This is a genomic window from Synechococcus sp. MIT S9504 (genome assembly GCF_047497135.1).
Taxonomy (GTDB): domain Bacteria; phylum Cyanobacteriota; class Cyanobacteriia; order PCC-6307; family Cyanobiaceae; genus Synechococcus_C.
Map to the genome: position 1 here is coordinate 1,289,788 of NZ_CP138942.1, position 19,176 is coordinate 1,308,963.

Annotated in this window: 20 protein-coding genes; 10 read left to right on the forward strand and 10 right to left on the reverse strand. The window is 48.4% G+C overall.

All coding sequences use genetic code 11. The features are described 5' to 3' along the window. Both SIB58_RS07460 and ftsH read left to right on the forward strand, forming a co-directional pair. Nucleotides 1-1,230 (forward strand): ABC transporter permease, encoded by a 1,230-nt coding sequence (locus SIB58_RS07460; RefSeq protein WP_066907617.1) that lies wholly within the window; start codon nt 1-3, stop codon nt 1,228-1,230. Nucleotides 1,231-1,292: 62 nt separating this feature from the next. After that, complete coding sequence (gene ftsH / locus SIB58_RS07465) at nt 1,293-3,206, forward strand: ATP-dependent zinc metalloprotease FtsH (protein ID WP_066907620.1); 1,914 nt, start codon at nt 1,293-1,295, stop codon at nt 3,204-3,206. Nucleotides 3,207-3,344: 138 nt separating this feature from the next. On the opposite strand, the gene clpP is transcribed toward ftsH, so the two are convergent. Further along, on the reverse strand, nt 3,345-3,935 hold the full coding sequence (gene clpP, locus SIB58_RS07470) for an ATP-dependent Clp endopeptidase proteolytic subunit ClpP (protein WP_066907623.1): 591 nt from the start codon (nt 3,933-3,935) through the stop codon (nt 3,345-3,347). An 81-nt stretch (nt 3,936-4,016) separates the two neighbouring features. Between clpP and psb29 the strand changes: the two genes are divergently transcribed. Next, nucleotides 4,017-4,697, forward strand: coding sequence for a photosystem II biogenesis protein Psp29 (gene psb29, locus SIB58_RS07475; RefSeq protein WP_066907627.1), 681 nt, complete (start codon nt 4,017-4,019; stop codon nt 4,695-4,697). Here the strand turns inward: psb29 and SIB58_RS07480 are convergent. The 3 genes from SIB58_RS07480 to petN are packed head-to-tail and all read right to left on the reverse strand — an operon-like array spanning nt 4,694 to nt 6,408. After that, a complete protein-coding gene (locus tag SIB58_RS07480) occupies nt 4,694-6,148 on the reverse strand; it encodes a hypothetical protein (RefSeq protein WP_156486524.1) in 1,455 nt (484 codons plus the stop codon). The genes psb29 and SIB58_RS07480 overlap by 4 nt on opposite strands. Before the next feature lie 22 nt (nt 6,149-6,170). Further along, nucleotides 6,171-6,305, reverse strand: a complete 135-nt coding sequence (locus SIB58_RS07485) for a hypothetical protein (protein ID WP_255355641.1) — start codon at nt 6,303-6,305, stop codon at nt 6,171-6,173. 1 nt (nt 6,306) lies between these two features. Continuing rightward, nucleotides 6,307-6,408: a cytochrome b6-f complex subunit PetN gene (petN, locus tag SIB58_RS07490; RefSeq protein WP_066907630.1), complete on the reverse strand. Its 102-nt coding sequence runs from the start codon at nt 6,406-6,408 to the stop codon at nt 6,307-6,309. Between the two features lie 72 nt (nt 6,409-6,480). Here petN and clpS point away from each other — a divergent pair, with 72 nt between their 5' ends. Further along, nucleotides 6,481-6,777 carry an ATP-dependent Clp protease adapter ClpS gene (gene clpS / locus SIB58_RS07495; protein ID WP_066907633.1) on the forward strand — a complete coding sequence of 99 codons (297 nt, stop codon included), beginning with the start codon at nt 6,481-6,483 and terminating at the stop codon, nt 6,775-6,777. A 37-nt stretch (nt 6,778-6,814) separates the two neighbouring features. Then, the gene (locus SIB58_RS07500; RefSeq protein WP_067325463.1) at nt 6,815-8,203 is read left to right on the forward strand and encodes a BCD family MFS transporter; all 1,389 of its coding nucleotides are present in this window, start codon (nt 6,815-6,817) and stop codon (nt 8,201-8,203) included. A 25-nt stretch (nt 8,204-8,228) separates the two neighbouring features. Here SIB58_RS07500 and SIB58_RS07505 read toward each other — a convergent pair whose 3' ends face one another. Further along, on the reverse strand, nt 8,229-8,453 hold the full coding sequence (locus SIB58_RS07505) for a hypothetical protein (protein WP_067325572.1): 225 nt from the start codon (nt 8,451-8,453) through the stop codon (nt 8,229-8,231). A 79-nt stretch (nt 8,454-8,532) separates the two neighbouring features. Between SIB58_RS07505 and SIB58_RS07510 the strand changes: the two genes are divergently transcribed. Then, nucleotides 8,533-8,808: a DUF2103 domain-containing protein gene (locus SIB58_RS07510; RefSeq protein WP_067325460.1), complete on the forward strand. Its 276-nt coding sequence runs from the start codon at nt 8,533-8,535 to the stop codon at nt 8,806-8,808. 59 nt (nt 8,809-8,867) lie between these two features. Here the strand turns inward: SIB58_RS07510 and SIB58_RS07515 are convergent, their stop codons facing one another. The 4 genes from SIB58_RS07515 to SIB58_RS07530 form a co-directional block, all read right to left on the reverse strand. Further along, a complete protein-coding gene (locus SIB58_RS07515) occupies nt 8,868-9,074 on the reverse strand; it encodes a hypothetical protein (protein WP_156486523.1) in 207 nt (68 codons plus the stop codon). Nucleotides 9,075-9,371: 297 nt separating this feature from the next. Further along, nucleotides 9,372-9,776 (reverse strand): hypothetical protein, encoded by a 405-nt coding sequence (locus tag SIB58_RS07520; protein WP_156486522.1) that lies wholly within the window; start codon nt 9,774-9,776, stop codon nt 9,372-9,374. 517 nt (nt 9,777-10,293) lie between these two features. Beyond that, entirely contained in the window at nt 10,294-10,473 is a 180-nt protein-coding gene (locus SIB58_RS07525; protein ID WP_066907645.1) for a hypothetical protein, read from the reverse strand. A gap of 1,347 nt (nt 10,474-11,820) precedes the next feature. Continuing rightward, nucleotides 11,821-12,159 (reverse strand): hypothetical protein, encoded by a 339-nt coding sequence (locus tag SIB58_RS07530; RefSeq protein WP_067325452.1) that lies wholly within the window; start codon nt 12,157-12,159, stop codon nt 11,821-11,823. 3,205 nt (nt 12,160-15,364) lie between these two features. Between SIB58_RS07530 and SIB58_RS07535 the strand changes: the two genes are divergently transcribed. Continuing rightward, nucleotides 15,365-15,622 (forward strand): hypothetical protein, encoded by a 258-nt coding sequence (locus SIB58_RS07535; protein ID WP_231884111.1) that lies wholly within the window; start codon nt 15,365-15,367, stop codon nt 15,620-15,622. Between the two features lie 1,611 nt (nt 15,623-17,233). Here the strand turns inward: SIB58_RS07535 and SIB58_RS07540 are convergent. Continuing rightward, nucleotides 17,234-17,503, reverse strand: a complete 270-nt coding sequence (locus tag SIB58_RS07540) for a hypothetical protein (RefSeq protein ID WP_156486520.1) — start codon at nt 17,501-17,503, stop codon at nt 17,234-17,236. Between the two features lie 442 nt (nt 17,504-17,945). Between SIB58_RS07540 and SIB58_RS07545 the strand changes: the two genes are divergently transcribed. The 3 genes from SIB58_RS07545 to SIB58_RS07555 all read left to right on the forward strand — a co-directional run bounded on the left by SIB58_RS07545 (nt 17,946) and on the right by SIB58_RS07555 (nt 19,103). After that, nucleotides 17,946-18,233 carry a Nif11-like leader peptide family natural product precursor gene (locus tag SIB58_RS07545; protein ID WP_074159313.1) on the forward strand — a complete coding sequence of 96 codons (288 nt, stop codon included), beginning with the start codon at nt 17,946-17,948 and terminating at the stop codon, nt 18,231-18,233. A gap of 165 nt (nt 18,234-18,398) precedes the next feature. Then, a complete protein-coding gene (locus SIB58_RS07550) occupies nt 18,399-18,647 on the forward strand; it encodes a Nif11-like leader peptide family natural product precursor (RefSeq protein ID WP_067325445.1) in 249 nt (82 codons plus the stop codon). A 183-nt stretch (nt 18,648-18,830) separates the two neighbouring features. Further along, nucleotides 18,831-19,103: a Nif11-like leader peptide family natural product precursor gene (locus tag SIB58_RS07555; protein WP_067325568.1), complete on the forward strand. Its 273-nt coding sequence runs from the start codon at nt 18,831-18,833 to the stop codon at nt 19,101-19,103. Nucleotides 19,104-19,176: the final 73 nt, after the last annotated feature.

The following is a 19,176-nucleotide window of genomic DNA, read 5'->3' on the forward strand; positions in this document are numbered from 1 at the left end:
ATGGCCAGCAATCTGCCCATCGCCGAAACAGTCGGCATGGCCCTCAACACCCTGAAGGCCAACAGGTTGCGCAGCCTGTTGACCATGCTCGGCATTGTGATCGGCAATGCATCCGTGATCACGCTGGTTGGGGTCGGACGTGGTGCCCAGAATCTTGCCGAAAGTCAGTTGAGCAACCTGGGAGCCAATGTGCTGTTCGTCGTGCCAGGCAGTAATGACACAAGGCGCCAGGGGGTGGCTTTTCCGCGCACTCTCGTACTGGAGGACGCTGAGGCGATTGCTCAACAGGTCCCAAGCGTCAAGCGGGTGGCTCCTCAGATCAACGCCAACGAGGTGGTGCAGTCAGGGGCGAGAAGCAGCACCGCAGCCATCTTTGGGGTGACACCGGAGTTTCTTCCTGTCAGAAGTTTTGAAGTGGGCCGGGGACGTTTCATCAGCGAACAGGACGTCCAGGCCGCACGAACCGTCGTGGTGATTGGTCCTGATCTGCGCGACAAACTGTTTCCAGGCGGCGGAGCCATTGGTAGTTCCCTGCGCATCCGTGACCAGAGCTTCAGTGTGATCGGTGTGATGGCCCCTAAAGGAGCGGTCTTCGGGTCCAATCAGGACGAAAACGCCTACATCCCACTGAGCACCATGGTCAGCCGCCTTACAGGGCGCGACCCGACCTATGGAGTCAGCCTCAGTTTCATCAGTGCTGAAGCCAGAGATGAGAACAGCACAAGTGCAGCGAAATTCCAGATCTCCAATCTTCTGCGTCAACGCCATCGCATCCTTCGTGATGACGACTTCGCTGTTCGCTCCCAGCAGGACGCCCTGACCATCGTTGGCACCATCACCGGTGGGCTGACCTTGATGCTGGGTGCCATTGGAGGTGTTTCCCTGCTCGTCGGCGGTATCGGCATCATGAACATCATGCTGGTGTCAGTGAGTGAGCGAACCGAGGAAATCGGACTCCGCAAAGCACTCGGCGCACGCAGTTCAGATGTGCTGCGTCAGTTTCTGGTCGAATCTCTGGTTCTCTCCAGCCTTGGAGGGGTCATTGGAACGGCAGCGGGCTATGGAGCCATCGCGGCGGTGGCCCTGCTCACCCCACTCCCAGCAGCCATCGGGGTGCCAACAGTGCTTCTGACAGTTGGTCTTTCAGGTTCAATCGGACTGTTCTTCGGCGTTGTTCCTGCAAGGCGTGCTGCACGACTGGATCCGATTACGGCTTTGCGCAGTCTTTAGGTAGAACAACTGCACAGTTTGTAACCCAAAGCTCTTACGATCGTCGGATCTTCATCAATGCCATGAATCAGCGCTGGCGGCAGATCCTTCTCTGGGGACTTCCCATCACTGTTGCTCTGCTGTTGGCATTGCAATTCTTCGGCAGCGGAGCCCTGAGCAACCTGCAGCCAGGTGGTCCCACAGTTGCTCCACGCAACACGGCTGTAGCGAGGATGAGTTACGGCCGCTTCCTTGACTATGTCGAAGCCGGCCGAGTGACATCCGTTGACATTTACGACGGCGGCCGAGATGCGGTGGTTGAAGCGGTTGATCCCGACCTCGACAATCGAGTCCAACGCCTGAGGGTTGACCTGCCTGGATTGGCACCTGAACTGATCAACACCCTCAAGACTGAAGGCATCAGCTTTGATGTCCATCCGCCCAAGACGGCGCCCCCTGCCCTTGGCATCCTTGGAAACTTGCTGTTCCCTCTGCTGCTGATTGGTTCTCTGATTTTTCTGGCACGTCGTGGCAACAACATGCCAGGAGGTCCTGGTCAGGCCATGCAGTTCGGCAAGACCAAGGCCCGCTTTGCGATGGAGGCGGAAACAGGTGTGATGTTCGATGACGTCGCTGGAGTGAACGAAGCCAAGCAAGATCTCGAAGAGGTGGTGACGTTTCTCAAGCAGCCTGAAAAATTCACCTCTGTCGGAGCTCAGATTCCCAAGGGTGTTCTGCTTGTTGGGCCTCCAGGTACCGGCAAGACTCTGCTTGCCAAGGCCATTGCTGGAGAAGCTGGGGTTCCCTTCTTTTCACTGTCGGGTTCCGAATTCGTTGAGATGTTTGTTGGTGTTGGTGCCAGCAGAGTCAGGGACCTGTTCAAACGTGCCAAGGAAAACAGCCCCTGCCTGATCTTTATCGACGAGATTGATGCTGTCGGTCGTCAGCGCGGAGCTGGAATCGGTGGTGGCAACGATGAACGTGAGCAAACGTTGAATCAACTGCTCACGGAGATGGATGGCTTCGAAGGCAACAGTGGAATCATCATCATTGCTGCGACTAACCGCCCGGATGTACTCGATTCAGCCTTGATGCGTCCTGGTCGTTTCGACCGCCAGGTGACCGTCGACGCCCCAGATATCAAGGGTCGTTTGTCCATCCTCAAAGTTCACTCACGCAATAAAAAGCTCGCCTCCGATCTTTCTCTTGAAAGTATTGCCCGCAGAACACCTGGCTTCACGGGTGCAGACCTGGCCAATCTTCTCAATGAAGCGGCGATTCTCACAGCCCGTCGCCGTAAAGAAACCATCAGCCTGGCTGAAATTGATGATGCTGTTGACCGCATCATCGCGGGATTGGAGGGTCATCCTCTGACCGATGGACGCAGTAAACGCTTGATCGCCTACCACGAGGTGGGTCATGCTCTGGTCGGCAGCCTGGTGAAGGATCACGATCCCGTCCAGAAAGTCACTCTGATTCCGCGCGGACAAGCACAGGGTCTGACCTGGTTCTCGCCCGATGAAGAACAGATGCTCGTCTCCCGTTCGCAGCTGAAAGCCAGGATCATGGGAGCCCTTGGTGGACGTGCAGCTGAGGACGTGGTTTTTGGATACGCGGAAGTCACCACTGGAGCTGGGGGAGACATCCAAATGGTTGCTTCAATCGCTCGGCAGATGGTGACACGCTACGGAATGAGCGGTCTTGGCCAGATGTCAACCGAAGGTGGAAGCCAGGAGGTGTTTATCGGCAGAGATCTGATGACGCGCAGCGACACCTCTGAAGGCACTTCCAAGCAAATCGATGAACAGGTTCGTGGCATCGTGATGCAGTGCTACGAAGAGACCCTGAGCCTTGTCCAGGGCCAACGAGAAGCCATGGACCGTCTTGTAGAACTATTGATTGAAAAAGAGACAATGGATGGCGATGAATTCCGCGAAGTTCTCGCCAACTACACCACAATTCCTGAAAAAGATCGATTCTCCCCAGTATTAAACTGATCCAGATTATTGATCTTCTCATGTTCCAGGTTCAACATTGAACCTGGAATTTTTTATTGATCTGATCCAATGGTTCAAGGGGCAACGCAAGACATTAAAAAAACCCCCACTAGGGAGGGGTTTATGAACCAACATTGGTCAGACTGAATGGACAGGACGTTTATCAATGACGCTATCGATCAATCCATAGTCCTTGGCTTCAGACGGAGACATGAAGAAATCGCGGTCAGTGTCAGCCTGGATTTTGTCTAAAGGCTGACTGGTTCTATCAGCAAGTTCCCTGTTCAGACGATCCTTCAGAAAGAGAATTTCGTCAGCTTGAATACGAATATCACTGGCCTGTCCCCTTGCACCGCCAAGAGGTTGGTGGATCATGATGCGCGAGTGTTGAAGGCTGCTGCGCTTCCCTTTGGTGCCCGCACACAGAAGAAACGCACCCATGCTGGCTGCCAGGCCCACGCAGACGGTATGTACATCGGGCTTGATGTGCTGCATGGTGTCGAAGATGCCGAGACCGTCGTAAACCGATCCCCCCGGTGAATTGATGTAGAGGTAGATGTCCTTTTCTGGATCCTCTGCTTCAAGAAACAGCAGCTGAGCAACAATCCTGTTGGCTGACTCACTGGTGACAGCTTCACCAAGAAAGATGATTCGCTCGCGAAGCAAGCGCGAATAAATATCAAACGCCCTTTCCCCGCGTCCGGATTCCTCAATGACGATGGGGATCATGTTGGACCTGCTGACTGGCTGAATCTTAACGGCGGCAACAGCAGCGCTATGGTCTTGCCTTAAAGACAGCCTTAGAAAAGCTTGACTGGGTCCCAGACGATCGCTGACAGCAAGAAAGCCTTTCACACAGCTTTCCCTTACGTCATTCCTTCGCTGTATCGACGCACAGCAGATGAACTGCTGGTGGAACTGCACCTGCTGAGTCATCAAACTCATTTCAGGATCAATGCATTATTCGCAGTGGGGCTGTGTCAGGTCTTCCATGCCTTCACGAAGGGGTATCGCCCGGAGCAACAACTTGACCCGTTGTTCTCCGCTCTCTGCAGTTGCAATGGCTTTGACGGTGATGAAATCAAGGCTCTTGCGCAAGGGAGCACCAAGGCCGTTCAGGGCCACACTGTTGACGACGTCCAGACCTGGTTGAAGTCGAAGGGGAAAGGCGCTCCAGAGCCACTGGCAACAGGCCTTTCAGCCGTGACAGAGGATGATTTCCACTATTCCCGTCTCGTGGCCGTTGGTTTGTTCAGCCTGCTGTCCGAAGCTCAGGGCAATGAGAGTGATGATCCCGAAGAGCTGAGCAAAACGGTGCATGCCATCGGTGAACAGATCGGATTGTCTCGTCCTCGTCTCGAGAAGGATCTGAGTCTCTATCGCAGCAACCTCGAAAAAATGGTTCAGGCCGTTGAACTCATGGAGGAAACCCTCGCGGCCGAACGACGCAAACGAGAGCGACAGAAAGCTGAAAAAGCTTCCAAGGATTAGGAGTCAGGAGTCAGCTTCAGGCTGCCGCTGACTCTCCACCATGGCTGGCTGGCTGACTGTCTGGCTGACTGGCTTGCTGCTGCCGGGTTGAGAGGCTTGATCTCAATATTCAGGGTCGATGCGCTCTGAACAGGCTTAGGCCAGAGCCCTCCGAGCAAACCGAGTTGCGTCAGACGCCTCGGGTCCCCTGTGATCCTGAGCGAGTAGGAGCGCTTGTTCACGAGAGGCGCAAGGAACGACTGATCAGCAGGTTTGATGCCCAATCCGATGCTCAGAACGGACGCCTTCTGATCCTTGATGATCACCCAGCCACCAACAGTGGTCTGATCGGGATCATCACGCCGCAGCCAGAGGCTGGGAGCCTCTGGCTCGGGTGACGCCTGATCCTCCTGCAGCTTCTGATACCCCCTGGAATCGAGGCGATCCGATACCGCTTCCAGGATTGATGTCCATTGCTCACGACTCCCGGTCAATGGCAGTTGAATCTGCAATCCAGCTTTGTAGGCACCGCTGGGGCGGCTCTGCAGCCGCATGGAAAACGGGAGATCTGCGATCTTGCCTCGCATGGCACCGTTGATTCCGTAATGCTCCTCGAGTGGAGCCTGAATAATCTGACGAGACAGCAGTGTTCCCAGAATCAGATCCACACGCTGTCCATCAACCTGAAGCAATGTGAGATCGCTGGATGTTGAGTTGGTGGATTTCAGATCAGTGGCTGTCTGATTCGTACTGGCTTCGAAAGGGCCCGAGGCCAACACGGAGATCCGTTGGGTCAGGGAACTCAAGGGTCGAGACCCGATGACGCCATCCCAGAGAAGTTGACCGGCCTGAAGCCGAAGCTGAACACAACCCTCTCGACCCTGCTGAAGCAAGGGCGCAAGCGTTCCGCTAAGTGTTGCAAGCGCATCGGCATTCCAGATGACCCCCGGTCTCTCCGACAAGGACTGAAGACACGCTCCAAGCAGACTGTCGGATTGCAGGGTGGTTGTTGAGACCTGATTGGTTTTCAGCCTTTGAAGCAGTTGCTGGAGGTGCAGCGCATCGGAAGCCAGAACCTCCATTGATCCCACACGCTGACGTTGCAACCCTTGAATCTCAACAGGAAAGGTTGAGGACGACAGAATCAGATAGGCATCACCGTCCTGTGACCATCCCTGCCACCAGATCGATCGGCCATAGCGCTTCCAAAGATCGGAGGCGGGCTGAACACCCAAACGATCTGTCCAGAGCGACGGAACAGCCCGGTTCGGATCGCCGCGGAAACTCTGGACAAGAATCAGCGATCCGGACAATTGAGCCAGAGACGAAGCTGGACTGTCATCAGCCCAGAGCAGCCGACGATTCGTTGATCGCAATCCGATCAAACCGGATGCCACGAGCAACGAAATACCGGCAATCGTGGCTGTCGAACGCAACAGCTGGTTGCGCAAACGCTGCCAGCTCAGACTCACAAATACAGTTTGGAACACACTGTCACCGCCGCCGCCGCCGATCCCTCCACTCAATGGTGGACAGATAAATCACAGCACCACTCACAAACACCAGCAGTGCTACAGCTGTAACAGCGAGTGCCTGATTGACCAGAGGAGACTGGAGCGTCTCATACACGTCAGAAATTAATGGAGCCGTCACCATTGCGACCCCACACCACCATGGCGATCGAAAAGCTGAACACAGCTGCGAGAGAAGCCCAGCCCAGGGTGAAAAGCATTGTGGATCTCTTGATTGACGGCAGTGTAACTAAGCTTCCCTGCGGATTCATCCCGTCTGTTCACGAGACATCATGACTTCGTCATCACCCGGTGCAGCAACGGTTCTTGAACGCCAGGGGACAACTCAGCGCTATCCGCAAGCCCGTGTGATCGTGCTGGACGATGACGTGAACACGTTTGAGCATGTGGTGGAGTGCCTCTGCAAGATCATTCCTGGCATGAATTCAGATCGTGCCTGGACTCTGGCCCGGCGCATCGACGGAGAAGGACGTGCCGAGGTCTGGTGTGGTCCGCTGGAACAGGCTGAGCTCTACCACCAGCAACTGGCTTCGGAAGGATTGACGATGGCTCCTATCGAGCGCTGCTAGGACCCCACCTAAGGTCAGCGAATCGCTTCTGCAGCCCGTGGGATCAGCACGGTTCATCGTCCTTGCATTGCGTCTTGGCCTGTTTCAGGCCTGTCTCGGTGCTCTCTCAGTTCTCACCCTTGGCATCTTCAACAGACTGCTGATCGATGAATTTGAAGTCCCAGCCGCGCTCACCGCACTGGCTCTCGGCAGCCAGCAACTGGTTGCCTTCTCCAGAATCTGGTTTGGACAGCAATCAGATCGCTGCCGCTGGAATCAACTGAGGCGGACACCTTTCATTGTTGGCGGCGCAGCTGCGTTCTGCACATTGACGTGGATTGCAGGCCGCTGCGTTCTCTGGCTGGCGGAAGCATCCCAAACAGGCAGTCAGGCTGATGTGATCTGGAGAGGTCTGATCCTCGCGCTGGTGTTTGTGTTCTACGGGCTGGCCATTGCAGCCAGTTCCACACCATTTGCAGCACTGCTGGTTGATGTGAGCACGGACAAACAGCGACCTGCCCTGATCTCCATTGTGTGGTCGATGCTGATGGTTGGAATCGTCGCTGGAGCGATTCTGCTCAGTTCATTTCTTGGCTCCTCTTGCGATACAGCTGAGCTGGGCAATCTGATCTCAGGGGTGGAAAGGCTGATCACGGTGGCCCCCCTTGTGATCTTCACGCTTGTCGTGGCATCGATCGCAGGGGTGGAACCACGTCTGAAACCAGGCAATTCCAACAATCAGTCACGACTCGCGACCAATCAGGAAATTTCTCTCAAAGGCGCATGGACGGTGCTGAAGCGATCGCCTCAGGTGGGGTATTTCTTTGGTGTGCTGTCTCTGTTCACCTTCGCTTTGTTTCTTCAGGAGGCAGTCCTTGAGCCCTATGGAGGTGCGGTGTTCGCCATGGACCTCTGCACAAGCACGCGACTGAATGCCGTGTGGGGAATTGGAACATTGCTGGGTATTGCGGCAACAGGGTTTGTGATCACACCACGCCTTGGCGCCCAACGGACAGCTTTGACCGGTGGAGTGCTCTCAGCCCTTTTCGTGCTGATGATGGTTTTCGCAGGATCTCTGGCTTCAACATCGCTGTTCCGAACGGCACTGTTTCTTTTCGGCGTTGGAGCAGGAATCAGCACCAATGCAAGCCTGACACTGATGCTCGGCTTGACGTCGCCGCTGATGGCAGGGACGTTCATCGGGGTCTGGGGCTTGGCACAGGCCTACGCACGAGGGCTCGCCACGATCAGCGGCGGAGCCTTGCTGAGCGTCTTCGGCGAAATCACAGGATCTCAGAACACCTTTGGGGCCTACGCCGGGGTGTTTGTCGTCCAGGCCTTCGCTCTACTGGCAGCAGGCCTACTGCTTCTGCGCGTGGACACAAAGCTGTTCCAATCGAAGGTCGAGAAGGCTCTCAGCTCAGTGCTGGCAAGTGAGCTTGACTGAACGACAAGGCTGTTCCGGAGGTTGATCAAGCAGCAGGCCTGCTGCTGCGAGCCAAGCGAAGCATTTCCGTTGTCTTGATGCGTCGATTACGGGCTGCCAAGACGTATCGGAGGACCTTGCCAGGGCAAAATGCCAGACCACGGACTTCATCACCGTGAACCTCCGCCGTCAGAACCCTGGCCTGGGGGCCGCAACGATCCTGCAAAGGGCCAGTCACCTCACGAAGCAGCCTGTCGACAGATCGGAGCATGGCAGGCAGAACTCTCTCTTCTCTGTAGCCAAATCCACTAGCTTCGACCAGTTCACGTTTCAGCAAGCAGCAATTCTCTGTGGGGCGCCTGGTCATCACGCACAGTACCTATGTGGAGGGGTTGATCCCCTGGCTGAAGGTGCTTGCCAGGGATCCTGAAATCCAGACGATCACTCCAGGCGTGATTTCCAGGGTTCGTGGCCACAGCTCAGGCCTTCAATTGCGTGTTTCGATACCGGTAACAGGCGGCTTCAAGATGCTTGCACGCAAAGGCACCAGTGCTCAGGAAGTGTTTGTGGTCACCCAGCTCGCCAAGGACGAACTACTGAGGCGAATCAAGACCTGCAGCCCCTAAGCAAAAACATCCAACAGAGGAACAGACCTGAAAGAGCCAACTCTGATTTATTTGTCTATTCAGCTGGGTATTCCGATCGAAGCGTAAATGCAAAGGATCAACGTCATTGCAAGAACATAGATAATTCCCTCATACCTTGCCCAGCGCAATTTCCACTCATAGGGCAAACCTAAAAGCAACGATAATAATGTTACAGAAATAAAGCCATATTGATTGAGTGTTGGCACCTGACGGTGCAAAGCTTTTTCTATAGCGGTTGAAATCAAAAAATAGAGTGCAATGTAGTCAAGTACAGATCCAACATTGTACGATAACGCTTTTTTATTGACGGCAAAGTGTCGATTTTTTTGAAAAAAATACTCATCGCTGCAATGCCTATAACTTCATTACACGTTTCAGCTTACGAGCACGAAAGACGTGGTCATGACATCAGGGAACAAAACCGTCAAACACAGCAAGCGTTCACATGGAACAAAACACCAAGAGCTCGAGCACAACCAGAGAAGAGAACATCCAGCAATCACTTCTGAACTCAGGGATGTGACGTAAGCGACTCGAGAAGCTCAATAACGGAAATGCTTGACAACGATCCACTCACCTTTTTTTCCTAATTCATCCTGGTAAGTCCCATTTTTAATAGCATTATTCTCGTAACCAAGAAACTGGGATGTTTCCTGTTCTTCCTGACAGGAACGAGGGCTAACAGCAACAGTTTCAGTAATCATCTTAGACGCATAGGCTAATTTTTGCTTTTCCCATTCCATGATTTCATCATCCCAGAAAGCAGCATCAGGCCTTGGATTCTCTTGCTCAAATTTTGTTCTTTTTTCAAAACCAAGCAATTCACGCTGGTAATCAACCTTATCTTCCTGACTTTCCCATGCGCTGCAGGCACTCTCTGCTTCAGACCTGGATGGGTAACCCATCGAACATGAAGGAACGGTAATGAGCACAACAAATGCTGCCATGACTAAGAGATAACGTTCCACAAGTGCTTAACAGATGTTTTGAAAGCATAGCGACAATCAACCAGCTCATAAGCTGTCTGAAATAGACGTCTGGATGAAATAAAGCGGATAACAAAGAAGGACGTAGCAAAGGTGCTCGAAGGCAAACCTGCAAACATTGACCGGTTTCGATCACACGCAACAAAGATTGGGACCTGAATCCCTTGATTCACAAAGCCTAAAAAATCCAATATTGACATAAGCGCAGGAATCAACGTTCAATAATAATCAAGTTCAAGCAATGGCTTGAAAACTTCTTTTCATTCATGGTTGAAGCCAAAATTCGTCGATTGCTCAAGGCAAGGTCACCTGGAAGCCGGAATTATTTATAACAATCTGCACATTCTGGTGGCATACGTAACAATGTTTGAAATGTCATCGATGAAGGCAATTCAATAACAGTCAAACCACTGCGGCCAGTCGGCTCAAAAGCTCTGGAGTGTAGGAAACAGACCAAATCATGAATCACAAGCGAGACTCAGAAAACTGGGTGCAACTCTTCTTCCACGGCGCGTGCATTTTGATGCAGTCCTTGGTGATGGAGCCTGCGAGCCTGAAGGATCAGAGGGTCAATGTCGCATTCCATTGACCAGCAGCGCTCAAGACAGCGGCGCCAAAGCGGTTCTGGACCGAAGGTAAGGCGGATGATTGCGGCCATGGCGTCAGGGGCCCGAAACCCAGCAAAAGACAAAAGCAACTCCTTAAGGTTGGCTTAAGACAACAGATTTTTGCAACATGAGGTTGGCCGCTGACGCTCAGGGCTGATCCAGCAACGGATCAGGCCCAGCTGTCATCGACACCTGCACGGGGCCATCAAAAACCAAAACCTTTGTTGGCCTGATTCCTGAAGGCGGTGAACCATCAAACTGCGCCCTCGTGGCTTCAGAGCATTAACACATCATCAAGAGGAAGACTTGCCCCTTGATCTGAATCAAGGGCTATAGATCACTGAGACATGATCAGACGCTGGCTTAGTATCGAATGGATCAGTGTCAATTCGTTGAGATCAACAAAAAATCAATGCATTGCCATAGTCTGTATCGAAAAGCGGGTCTCCAGTGAATGTGCAGAAACAAGTTGAAGCCTTACTGGTAGATCACCGTTCCGTATTCATTGAATGCGCTAAACGCCTGACGGAAAGGCAAACATGGTCACCGATTGATTGCCCAGTAGTTGTTATTGATGCTCGCAAATTACCAGGCACAGCCCAAGTCTGCACAGTCGGAGCTCTCAGCACATTAGTACCAGCATCAGCAGCAATTGATATACCTGAGATCAAGGAATGGGTTCAGCTGGTACGTAAGAACGGACACGAGGTCGCTTTTTCTGAGATGCTGAGTCGTAGCGGTGAAGACGCTGGGTGTCGCTTCGCCGAGGGATATGGCCTCCTACAGACCGAGCGACGCGAGGGGGTGGAATGTTTATGGTCTGCCAATGACCTGAGTCACTTTGTTGTGAAAACACGTGAAGCGTTTCCGAAAGCGATCGGGTGCGTGGCTCTGATTTCTGGAGAAGATGAAGTCTGTCGTGGTGTTATCACCTTCGAGTCAGAAATACAGAGACTACTCAACTAACCGGCACTTATAAATATTTAAGAACTGGCGATCATCACCAGAGTAAATCGAATCAAACCAAATAAAGAAAAGAACAAGACAGTTCCAAGCAAGCGAAAAAAGTCACAACAGCGGAACTCTCTAAGATTGATACTGTTCGAATACAAAGATCAAAGACTTCGCAAGCTCACACGGTGAAACCAAATAAACCAGGAAGGGACGTAAGCATTACATCCTAGAAACAGACGACGACCAACAGCAACACTCACCATTCAGACGATGCTTCCCAAGCTTGGAAGGTGCAGCTGCACTGAGCCGAACAGCACGTAATATGCATTCTGAAGTCGTAGCATAATCAATTAAATTCTGTGGGAGACCAAAGACAAACGGATCTATGACCTCTCAAAGTGATAAAGCAATTCCCAGACAAGGAAGAACAGCGTTGGGGCCATTCATTGGCACGCAAAATCAAATAGTTTGTGAATGTAGGTAGAAGAAGGCCTACCCGATTCAGTGGATATCCATACACCGTCAACAATCTTTTGCTTCTTTCCGGCCTCATCAACCATAACAAGTTCTTTACAATTAACCTGATAATCGCTGTCAGCTGCAGGAATATGATGACCACTAGCGATCAACCTAGTTTCTATATATGAGATATTTTCAGATCTCTTACCCTGTCTTACTTGATAGTACGCAGTCTCAGTTGCGTGCTCAAATGTCGTCCACTCGCCGGCACGAGTCGGAAGAACAGATGACAGTAAAAACATGGCAGTCAATAAGCTTTTCATCACTCCTCCTCACAAACGCAAATGGCAGCACAAGCCTGAAGCTTCTTTAAAACTCCAGGATAAAGCTCAGCAAAATACTCCTCTGCATCTAACTGTTTTAGATAACCCTTGAAGTGGTGGTAACTGATCCCTTGCAGGTACTTCCAATACATCGAATCGATTTCATGTGGTTTCACGTCAATCCTCAAATCCTCAGTGCTGCTTAAGCATCGCAGTGCAAAACCAAAATCACATCCCCCATTGGGACTAATTCTCAGAGTGTTGTCTAGCTCCTTTAGGGGAATAAAAGACAAAAACCAGGAAGTTCAGCTCAGAGTATTGCTTAAAGCTTGTTAAGACACTGATGTATCAACTGCTTTGCACATGCCAGTTGCATTGACTGATTGTGGTAGATCATCAATAGGGAATAGAGCAACCATAACAATTCAGCCAGGGGGATCGATCTACACGAAGGCTCTCCAGAACGAAGTAACTCCATGCTCTGCCAGTTCATTTTTTACAAGAACTGCAGCATTAATTATCGTCAATTTGACCATTCTCAACCTCATGCTGTCAAGATTCGTGTGTTAGCCATATCAAGCTACCCATATTACAAGGTAATCTTCTCTTCCCATTGCAAGATCTGATATGACTTGAAATTGTTGATCAAAAGATCACTATACTCACGTACTTATAATAAATAAATTTATCACCAAAACCCTTAGTCTCCGAAAAAGCCAAGCAACGAGAATCAAGGAAGATGTGATAGACAACCAGTGGAAAACTGAACATTAGCAACAGCGAACACAAAATTTGACAATCAACAATTACTTCTGAATGGTCAATAGCGTGCAAGCTGAGCTGCTACGAAACCAAAAAGCAGGAAAGATAACCACTAAAACACAAAGAGAACAAAACAGCTTTAATTCGTTGTAGCAAACAACGCTAGAACTCAGCGCTAACAAAAGAATTGGGTCGGCTCAAATAGTAACAATGAGAATTGCCTATCAAAGTAAATCTGTAATCACATCTGTGAGATTACGATAGCATAAAACAATCGATGACAAGCATAAGTTAGCGAGGGAAAGATGAAACACATCCTATTAAAACTAACAATATGGATACCTACTGGCCCTAAAGGCTAATACAAGGGATATCAAGTCAATAATGAAGTTAATGCAGTCTACATCTAGATCTAATTCAAGAAGCATTGATGATACATCTTAACATTGCACATTAACATCTCTCTTTCCATATAAGGGATATCATTGAAGTGATTGCAAACTTGGTAATGACATGGTTTGGTGTACCAGCGCATATGTCTCTGTACATACTGCTTGGGACTATGCTGTTAATCGGCAGTTATTTTCTTGTAAATTTTATTTTTGCCACCTTAAGCATCACCAATTCACTCATTCAACTTATCATCTGCATAGCAATTGTAACCGTAGCGGTTAGGTTCTTCGTTTTTATAACTAAGAAGACTTGGAAACAAAGTGACTGGGATAGATAAGTTAGTTGTTAGCAGTTCATTCTTCAACTAGCTGCAAGCATCAAAAAAGTATATGGATATGGAAACAATAATCGATAGCAAAATTTCAAGAACAGAGCTCTAAATTAAGTAAAGATGTCAAGGCTGTATCCGGAAAAACGAAAAGTTCTTGGCAAAGAAAGAAAGTAATAACATCAAACAAAATTGAAGGGAGTACAATCTTCTGGTGAGATTAGCTAAGGGCAATCACCTAAGACAAAGTTATGAATTTTATGTCAAGTGGATCAGACAACTCAGTGAAGATTGGCCTGAACGCCAGCATGAGTTCGAGTGCACTGTACTAATTCCTTAAAACTATGCGACCACCTACTTATAATGCTGGACACAGAAGTTAGTGCAACTGGGAACAAGCTACAGAGTCCAGTGATGACAAACCAAGTCTTGAAAAAAACATCAGGTATTGGAATAGACGGACTGACTCACTTCAGATCGCAATCAATCAATGAAATTGTGCCTTGGATACTGCACCACCGAACTCCAAAAACCAAGTAGATGACTTTCAATAATCAACATGTTACCAACTAATGATGAAGGAATCTTAATTTAGAACAATCCCCAGAAACACAATCAATAACATCAAAGCAGAAAAAACTCAATGCACGAATAAACACACCATTCGTATGCCAATATATATTAACAGAATATCAGTGGCTGTCTTTAAAAAGATTTGACTTGTCAGAAACTACTTTCTATATGGTTGCCTAGCTCTGCCTTTGCCAATTACCTTGTACTCCAGTGAGTACAAGGTAATTGGCCACCATTTCCATGACACTATTCACAAAGTAATTCAGCAGTCCTAAACCTGCTGTCACAATCAGCCAACAGGTCTGTAGATCAACAGATTCAGTTCAATTTGTAAAACATTTTCTCTCGCAAACACAAATAGCAGTTCATGCCCTGAGCTTCATATTGACAATCGGATAGATGACTCTAAAGAAGTGCTCAGCATCTGGCCCCACCAGAAACTGACTCTGATCCCTGTAGGAGTTATGAGCCAAAACTCTAATAAAGCAATTCTACTTGCTGTAATTTCAAGGCGACTCCAGTAACTCCATAATCCTGGGCGTTCTAGACCGAAATCACAACACCCATTAGTACCAAAGAAGTGCTGTCTCAATGGCCTGAATGGGGGATAACGAACGTTCCCAAATAGCCAATACTCAGGTTTCACCTCTGACAGGGCCAGAACGATGAGCCTTACCACAGAACAGCAATGCCTTTATCGGGAACTGATGAACATAGAGACTGATCTTTTTTATATGACAACTCGTGATTGCAAGCAACTGGCGAAAGGACTTACTCGAATGGGGATACAGACACCACTGCAGTTAAGGTATTGGCTCGAAGATCTTCATACCACTGATGCCTGAGAAACTTTTAACCTCAGCCCAGCTTTGTGTTCTGACAAGGGGAGCAACGAACAGCTCGATAAGGGTTCACATTCGCTCAAGAGGATTCAGAGACGACAATCGTCAGACATGATGGCCTGACAAATGGGAACGAGCAAAATTACTGTATGGGGGAATTGATTCTCTGTGGGTGAAGCAGCGGTAGACCGGTCAACGCACAAGATCTTTCAAATCACTGATATTGAGTCAGTCATGATCCAGTGGGTCTAAGTAGAAGCTGTGACAAATCTCCTTATGAGGTGGTGGCATTGCTATCACTGATTCAATGTCTCTAGACAACTCAATGACAGAAAAGCAACCAATGACGAAAACAACCGATAGGAACGAGTTGATTGAGGGAGAGTTAAAGGAAGTTGCAGGTGGTTACGACATTGACGATGTTCCTTGTCCCTCTTATTCTTTGACTCACAAGGAGCTCAGAGAAGTGAATGGAGATGCTAGGGATTACGACAATGTACCAACACTACATGAGTTAAACGATAAAGATACATTGAAAGTTGTTGATAAAAAGCATCAAGGCTAATCAATTAATGAGTAGCAAGATAACTGTGCAGGTAAATAAAATATCAACGATAAACCTAGAATAATTGGAAATTGAAAGTCATCCTGGCAAATTCAAATAGAATTCAAATATTCATGGTAAACTCAAATGAGCAAGCGATGCCACTGAATAAATGCACTCTTGGAATAAAAATCTTCTTTATCATTATCAGGAATTGATGTGACTAAATTTCAAGCAAAAGCTAGATTTGGATATTATATTCTTCTTGGTGCTGCATTTTTTATCGGTTGCTACTTTCTCATAAACCTTATATTCAATTCTTTAGGCATATCCAACCCGTTTCTTCATTACCTGATTACTATAGCAATTATTGCTTTGGGGATTAGGCTATTTGCGCTTGTTTCTGTAAAAACCTGGAAGAAGAATGACCGAGAGAGGTAGGCTGTCAATACTGACATAACAAAGTCTCTAGTATAGTTCTTCGATGACGACAAGCTCTAATTATCAAAGTATTCATGCTTTATAGATTCTGCACCCTATTCGTAGGCCAAAGCATCAAAACATTGGCATGAACACTGGATAGGACGATGTCCATATGATTTTTGCATCCAGCCACTGCTTCTAATTCTGCTGCTGAGAGCTCGGACAAACTGGATCGGATGCCGTTCAAGGGCACTCAGTACTGATCTGAATACTTGCATCAACGGCAAGCTTCACAGCTTCTTCCGGAGTTGTGGCACCTGGGATGCAATCTCTGAATACAGGATTCGTCGAGACAAGATTTAAAAGATCTTCTGAGCTGACATAATGAATTAAAATCTAATTAGACTCGACAATGGCATCAAAGTGGGTTTAAAAAAGCTAGATCTACTCTTTGTTGCATCTAACGAGCAATAGCCTCATGTCGCCAAAAAACGAATGAACTCTTAGTTATTAGAAAACCATAGTTTTTAGTAGAGGCTACTCAAATAAAATTACTCACATCTTGATTTTTTGTTTTTGTAGTTAGCAAAGAACAGCAGGGATGATTCTCCATGATGTCTTTAGCTTGTCTAAGGGATGACAATCTGAACCATTCCGACCAGACACCCTCTGACGAAACAAGGTAGTTGATACTGACTAAAGAGCAGCAATGCCGGTATCAGGAGCTGACGGACACCGATACTGGGCTGTTTTACCTAACGCCACGGGACTGCAAACAACTGATAAAGGGGTTGTCTCGCACGGAAAATCAGACACACCAGCATCTCATGGAAGGATATGAAGCATTGCTAGAGGCTGATGACTGAGCAAGTTCTACATTGGGCTCGTTAGGCACTCCCCTGATGTCCAGTAAGCCAAAGCTGTTGACAACAACCCAGACAGTCTCATTCTTGGTGGCTTTTATAGCGGTTATTTCGTTGTGGACTCTCGTACTTTTGAGATGGACACGCGATGGTGTTATTGCTCTGCAGCCTGTGACTCTTGCTGATTACATATTGATACTAGGACTGTTCGTAGCAGTTCCTCTCCTGATAATTGCTTTGTTTGTAGGGACTGCTGCTTTCGTGGCATTGAAAAGAGCTAAGCCTCAACAGAAGGCATAGACACGTTGGATGCTCCATCGTAGAAGTAACAACACTTTCTCCTAAGTCAGAAACTGATCCTCAATGGGCAGTTGTAATGGTTATTACGAGCCTCAAAATTAAATCCTTTCACCATTTGGGCCTCCTGTTGATATGGTGTTGGACTATTTCTAATTTGGGAATCTAATTTATCCAATACATCATATACCTGTCTCTGACTATAGCCTGACTGCAGCATTACAAACGCAACCGCTGCAGCACCTTGTCCAAAATCATATCTAGCAGCATGTGCTGGAACTGCAGCAAGTAAGGAAGCGAGAAGAAATAGTCCTTTCATCAGGGATAATTTACTGGTTGGAACCTAAACGAATGTTGAAAAATTGTCAAAAAGTTTTTCCCGTGAATCATATCTTGGCGACAGAGGCAAAACATTCAGCAATACAGTCAAGATGCCTTTCTAAGTATTGATAACAAATTAATCTCTGTTGGCATAAGACAAGTCAAGAAACCAACAGCAATAACTAAAAAGAAATTAATTTGGCTGAACACCGGAACGTTTAGAATCAAAAAAAGAACAACCAGATCGCCTTGAATATTGATTATATGTTGCTGATGTTAGGAGGAGGAGACTGAAGAATAGTCTTACTCAAAGCTTAGTTTAACATTTCATGTTTGACGAATAAGCGCATCAAAATAGTCTTCAAATCTCTTTTGACATATCGCGGTGATGGAGCGAGTTAAAGCTGTTGTGGAGGCTTTAAACGGTTGTTGCTAGAACCATTGAAGACTCGCGAAACCCATGTCCGAAGAACCTTAAGGCATTTATCGAAAAGGTCAAAGGCGACACAAGACTTCGGGAGAAGCTCGAAGCAGAAGGTGCTGAACCTGTTGCGATTGCTAAAGACGCCGGTTTTATGATATCTATTGACGACTTGAAGAAGGCTCAATCAGAAATTTCTGAAGAGGAGCTGGAAGGCGTGGCTGGTGGTATGTGTCTGCCTTATACGCAGATTAAAGGTTGCCAAAGTGGTGGAATGGTGGGGGGCAACCCTAACCCAGGATTCTGAGCCTACTCATCAAAGCCCCTGCAAACGCAGGGGCTTTTTATTGCTTCAATCACCCCGAAAAGACCAACAATCAGCCGTAATGCCTGGCACGATTGAGCGCTTTAAGCATCAGCTAAAGACACTGCAGCAGACCGTTGCTATGACTCCTGAACAGACCTAGTACCCATGTCAGAAAAGCAACTCAAGGCATTCCTGGAAAAAGTCAAAGGCGACGCCAGCCTTCAGAAGACGCTCAAAGCAGCTTCTAATTCTGATGCAGTTCGTTTGATTGCAAAAGAGGCTGGTTTTAGTATTTCTGCTGATGACCTAAACCAGGCTCAACTAACGCTTTCTGAAGAAGAGCTAGAAGGGGCGGCTGGCGGTAAAAAACCAAAGCTTGAATATTCAAACACATCTCTTGCATGTGGTTGTTGATATTCCTGAAAGCAGAAGCTTGCGACCTTAAATCTCTTTTTTTGATGAAGCTTTCTATTTCTCAAATCATACCAATAATGCCATAAATCAGCCTCCAACACTATGCACGATTGAGCACAGTAATTGTCAGTCAGAAACACTGCGGCAGACCGTTGCTATGACTGCTGCAAAGACCTGCCACTCATGTCAGAAGAACAGCTCAAAGCCTTCCTCGAAAAGGTCAAAGGCGACCCCAGTCTTCAAGAGAAGCTCAAAGCAGCTGCTGATTCTGATGCTGTTCTTACGGTTGCCAAAGAACAAGGATTTAGTATCTCTGCTGATGACCTCAACAAAGCTCAATCAGAGATTTCTGAAGAGGAGCTAGAAGACTCGGCTGGTGGGAGGAGGTGTGACAGCTGCGGGATATGGGGGTGGATTGGCATGGCTAAAACATGCAAAGGTCCAACACAGGGATGAAGCTGCTATCTAGGAATGAAACGTACAATACTGTTTCCGTGCTCTATTCATCAAAAGCTCCTGCCAGCACAGG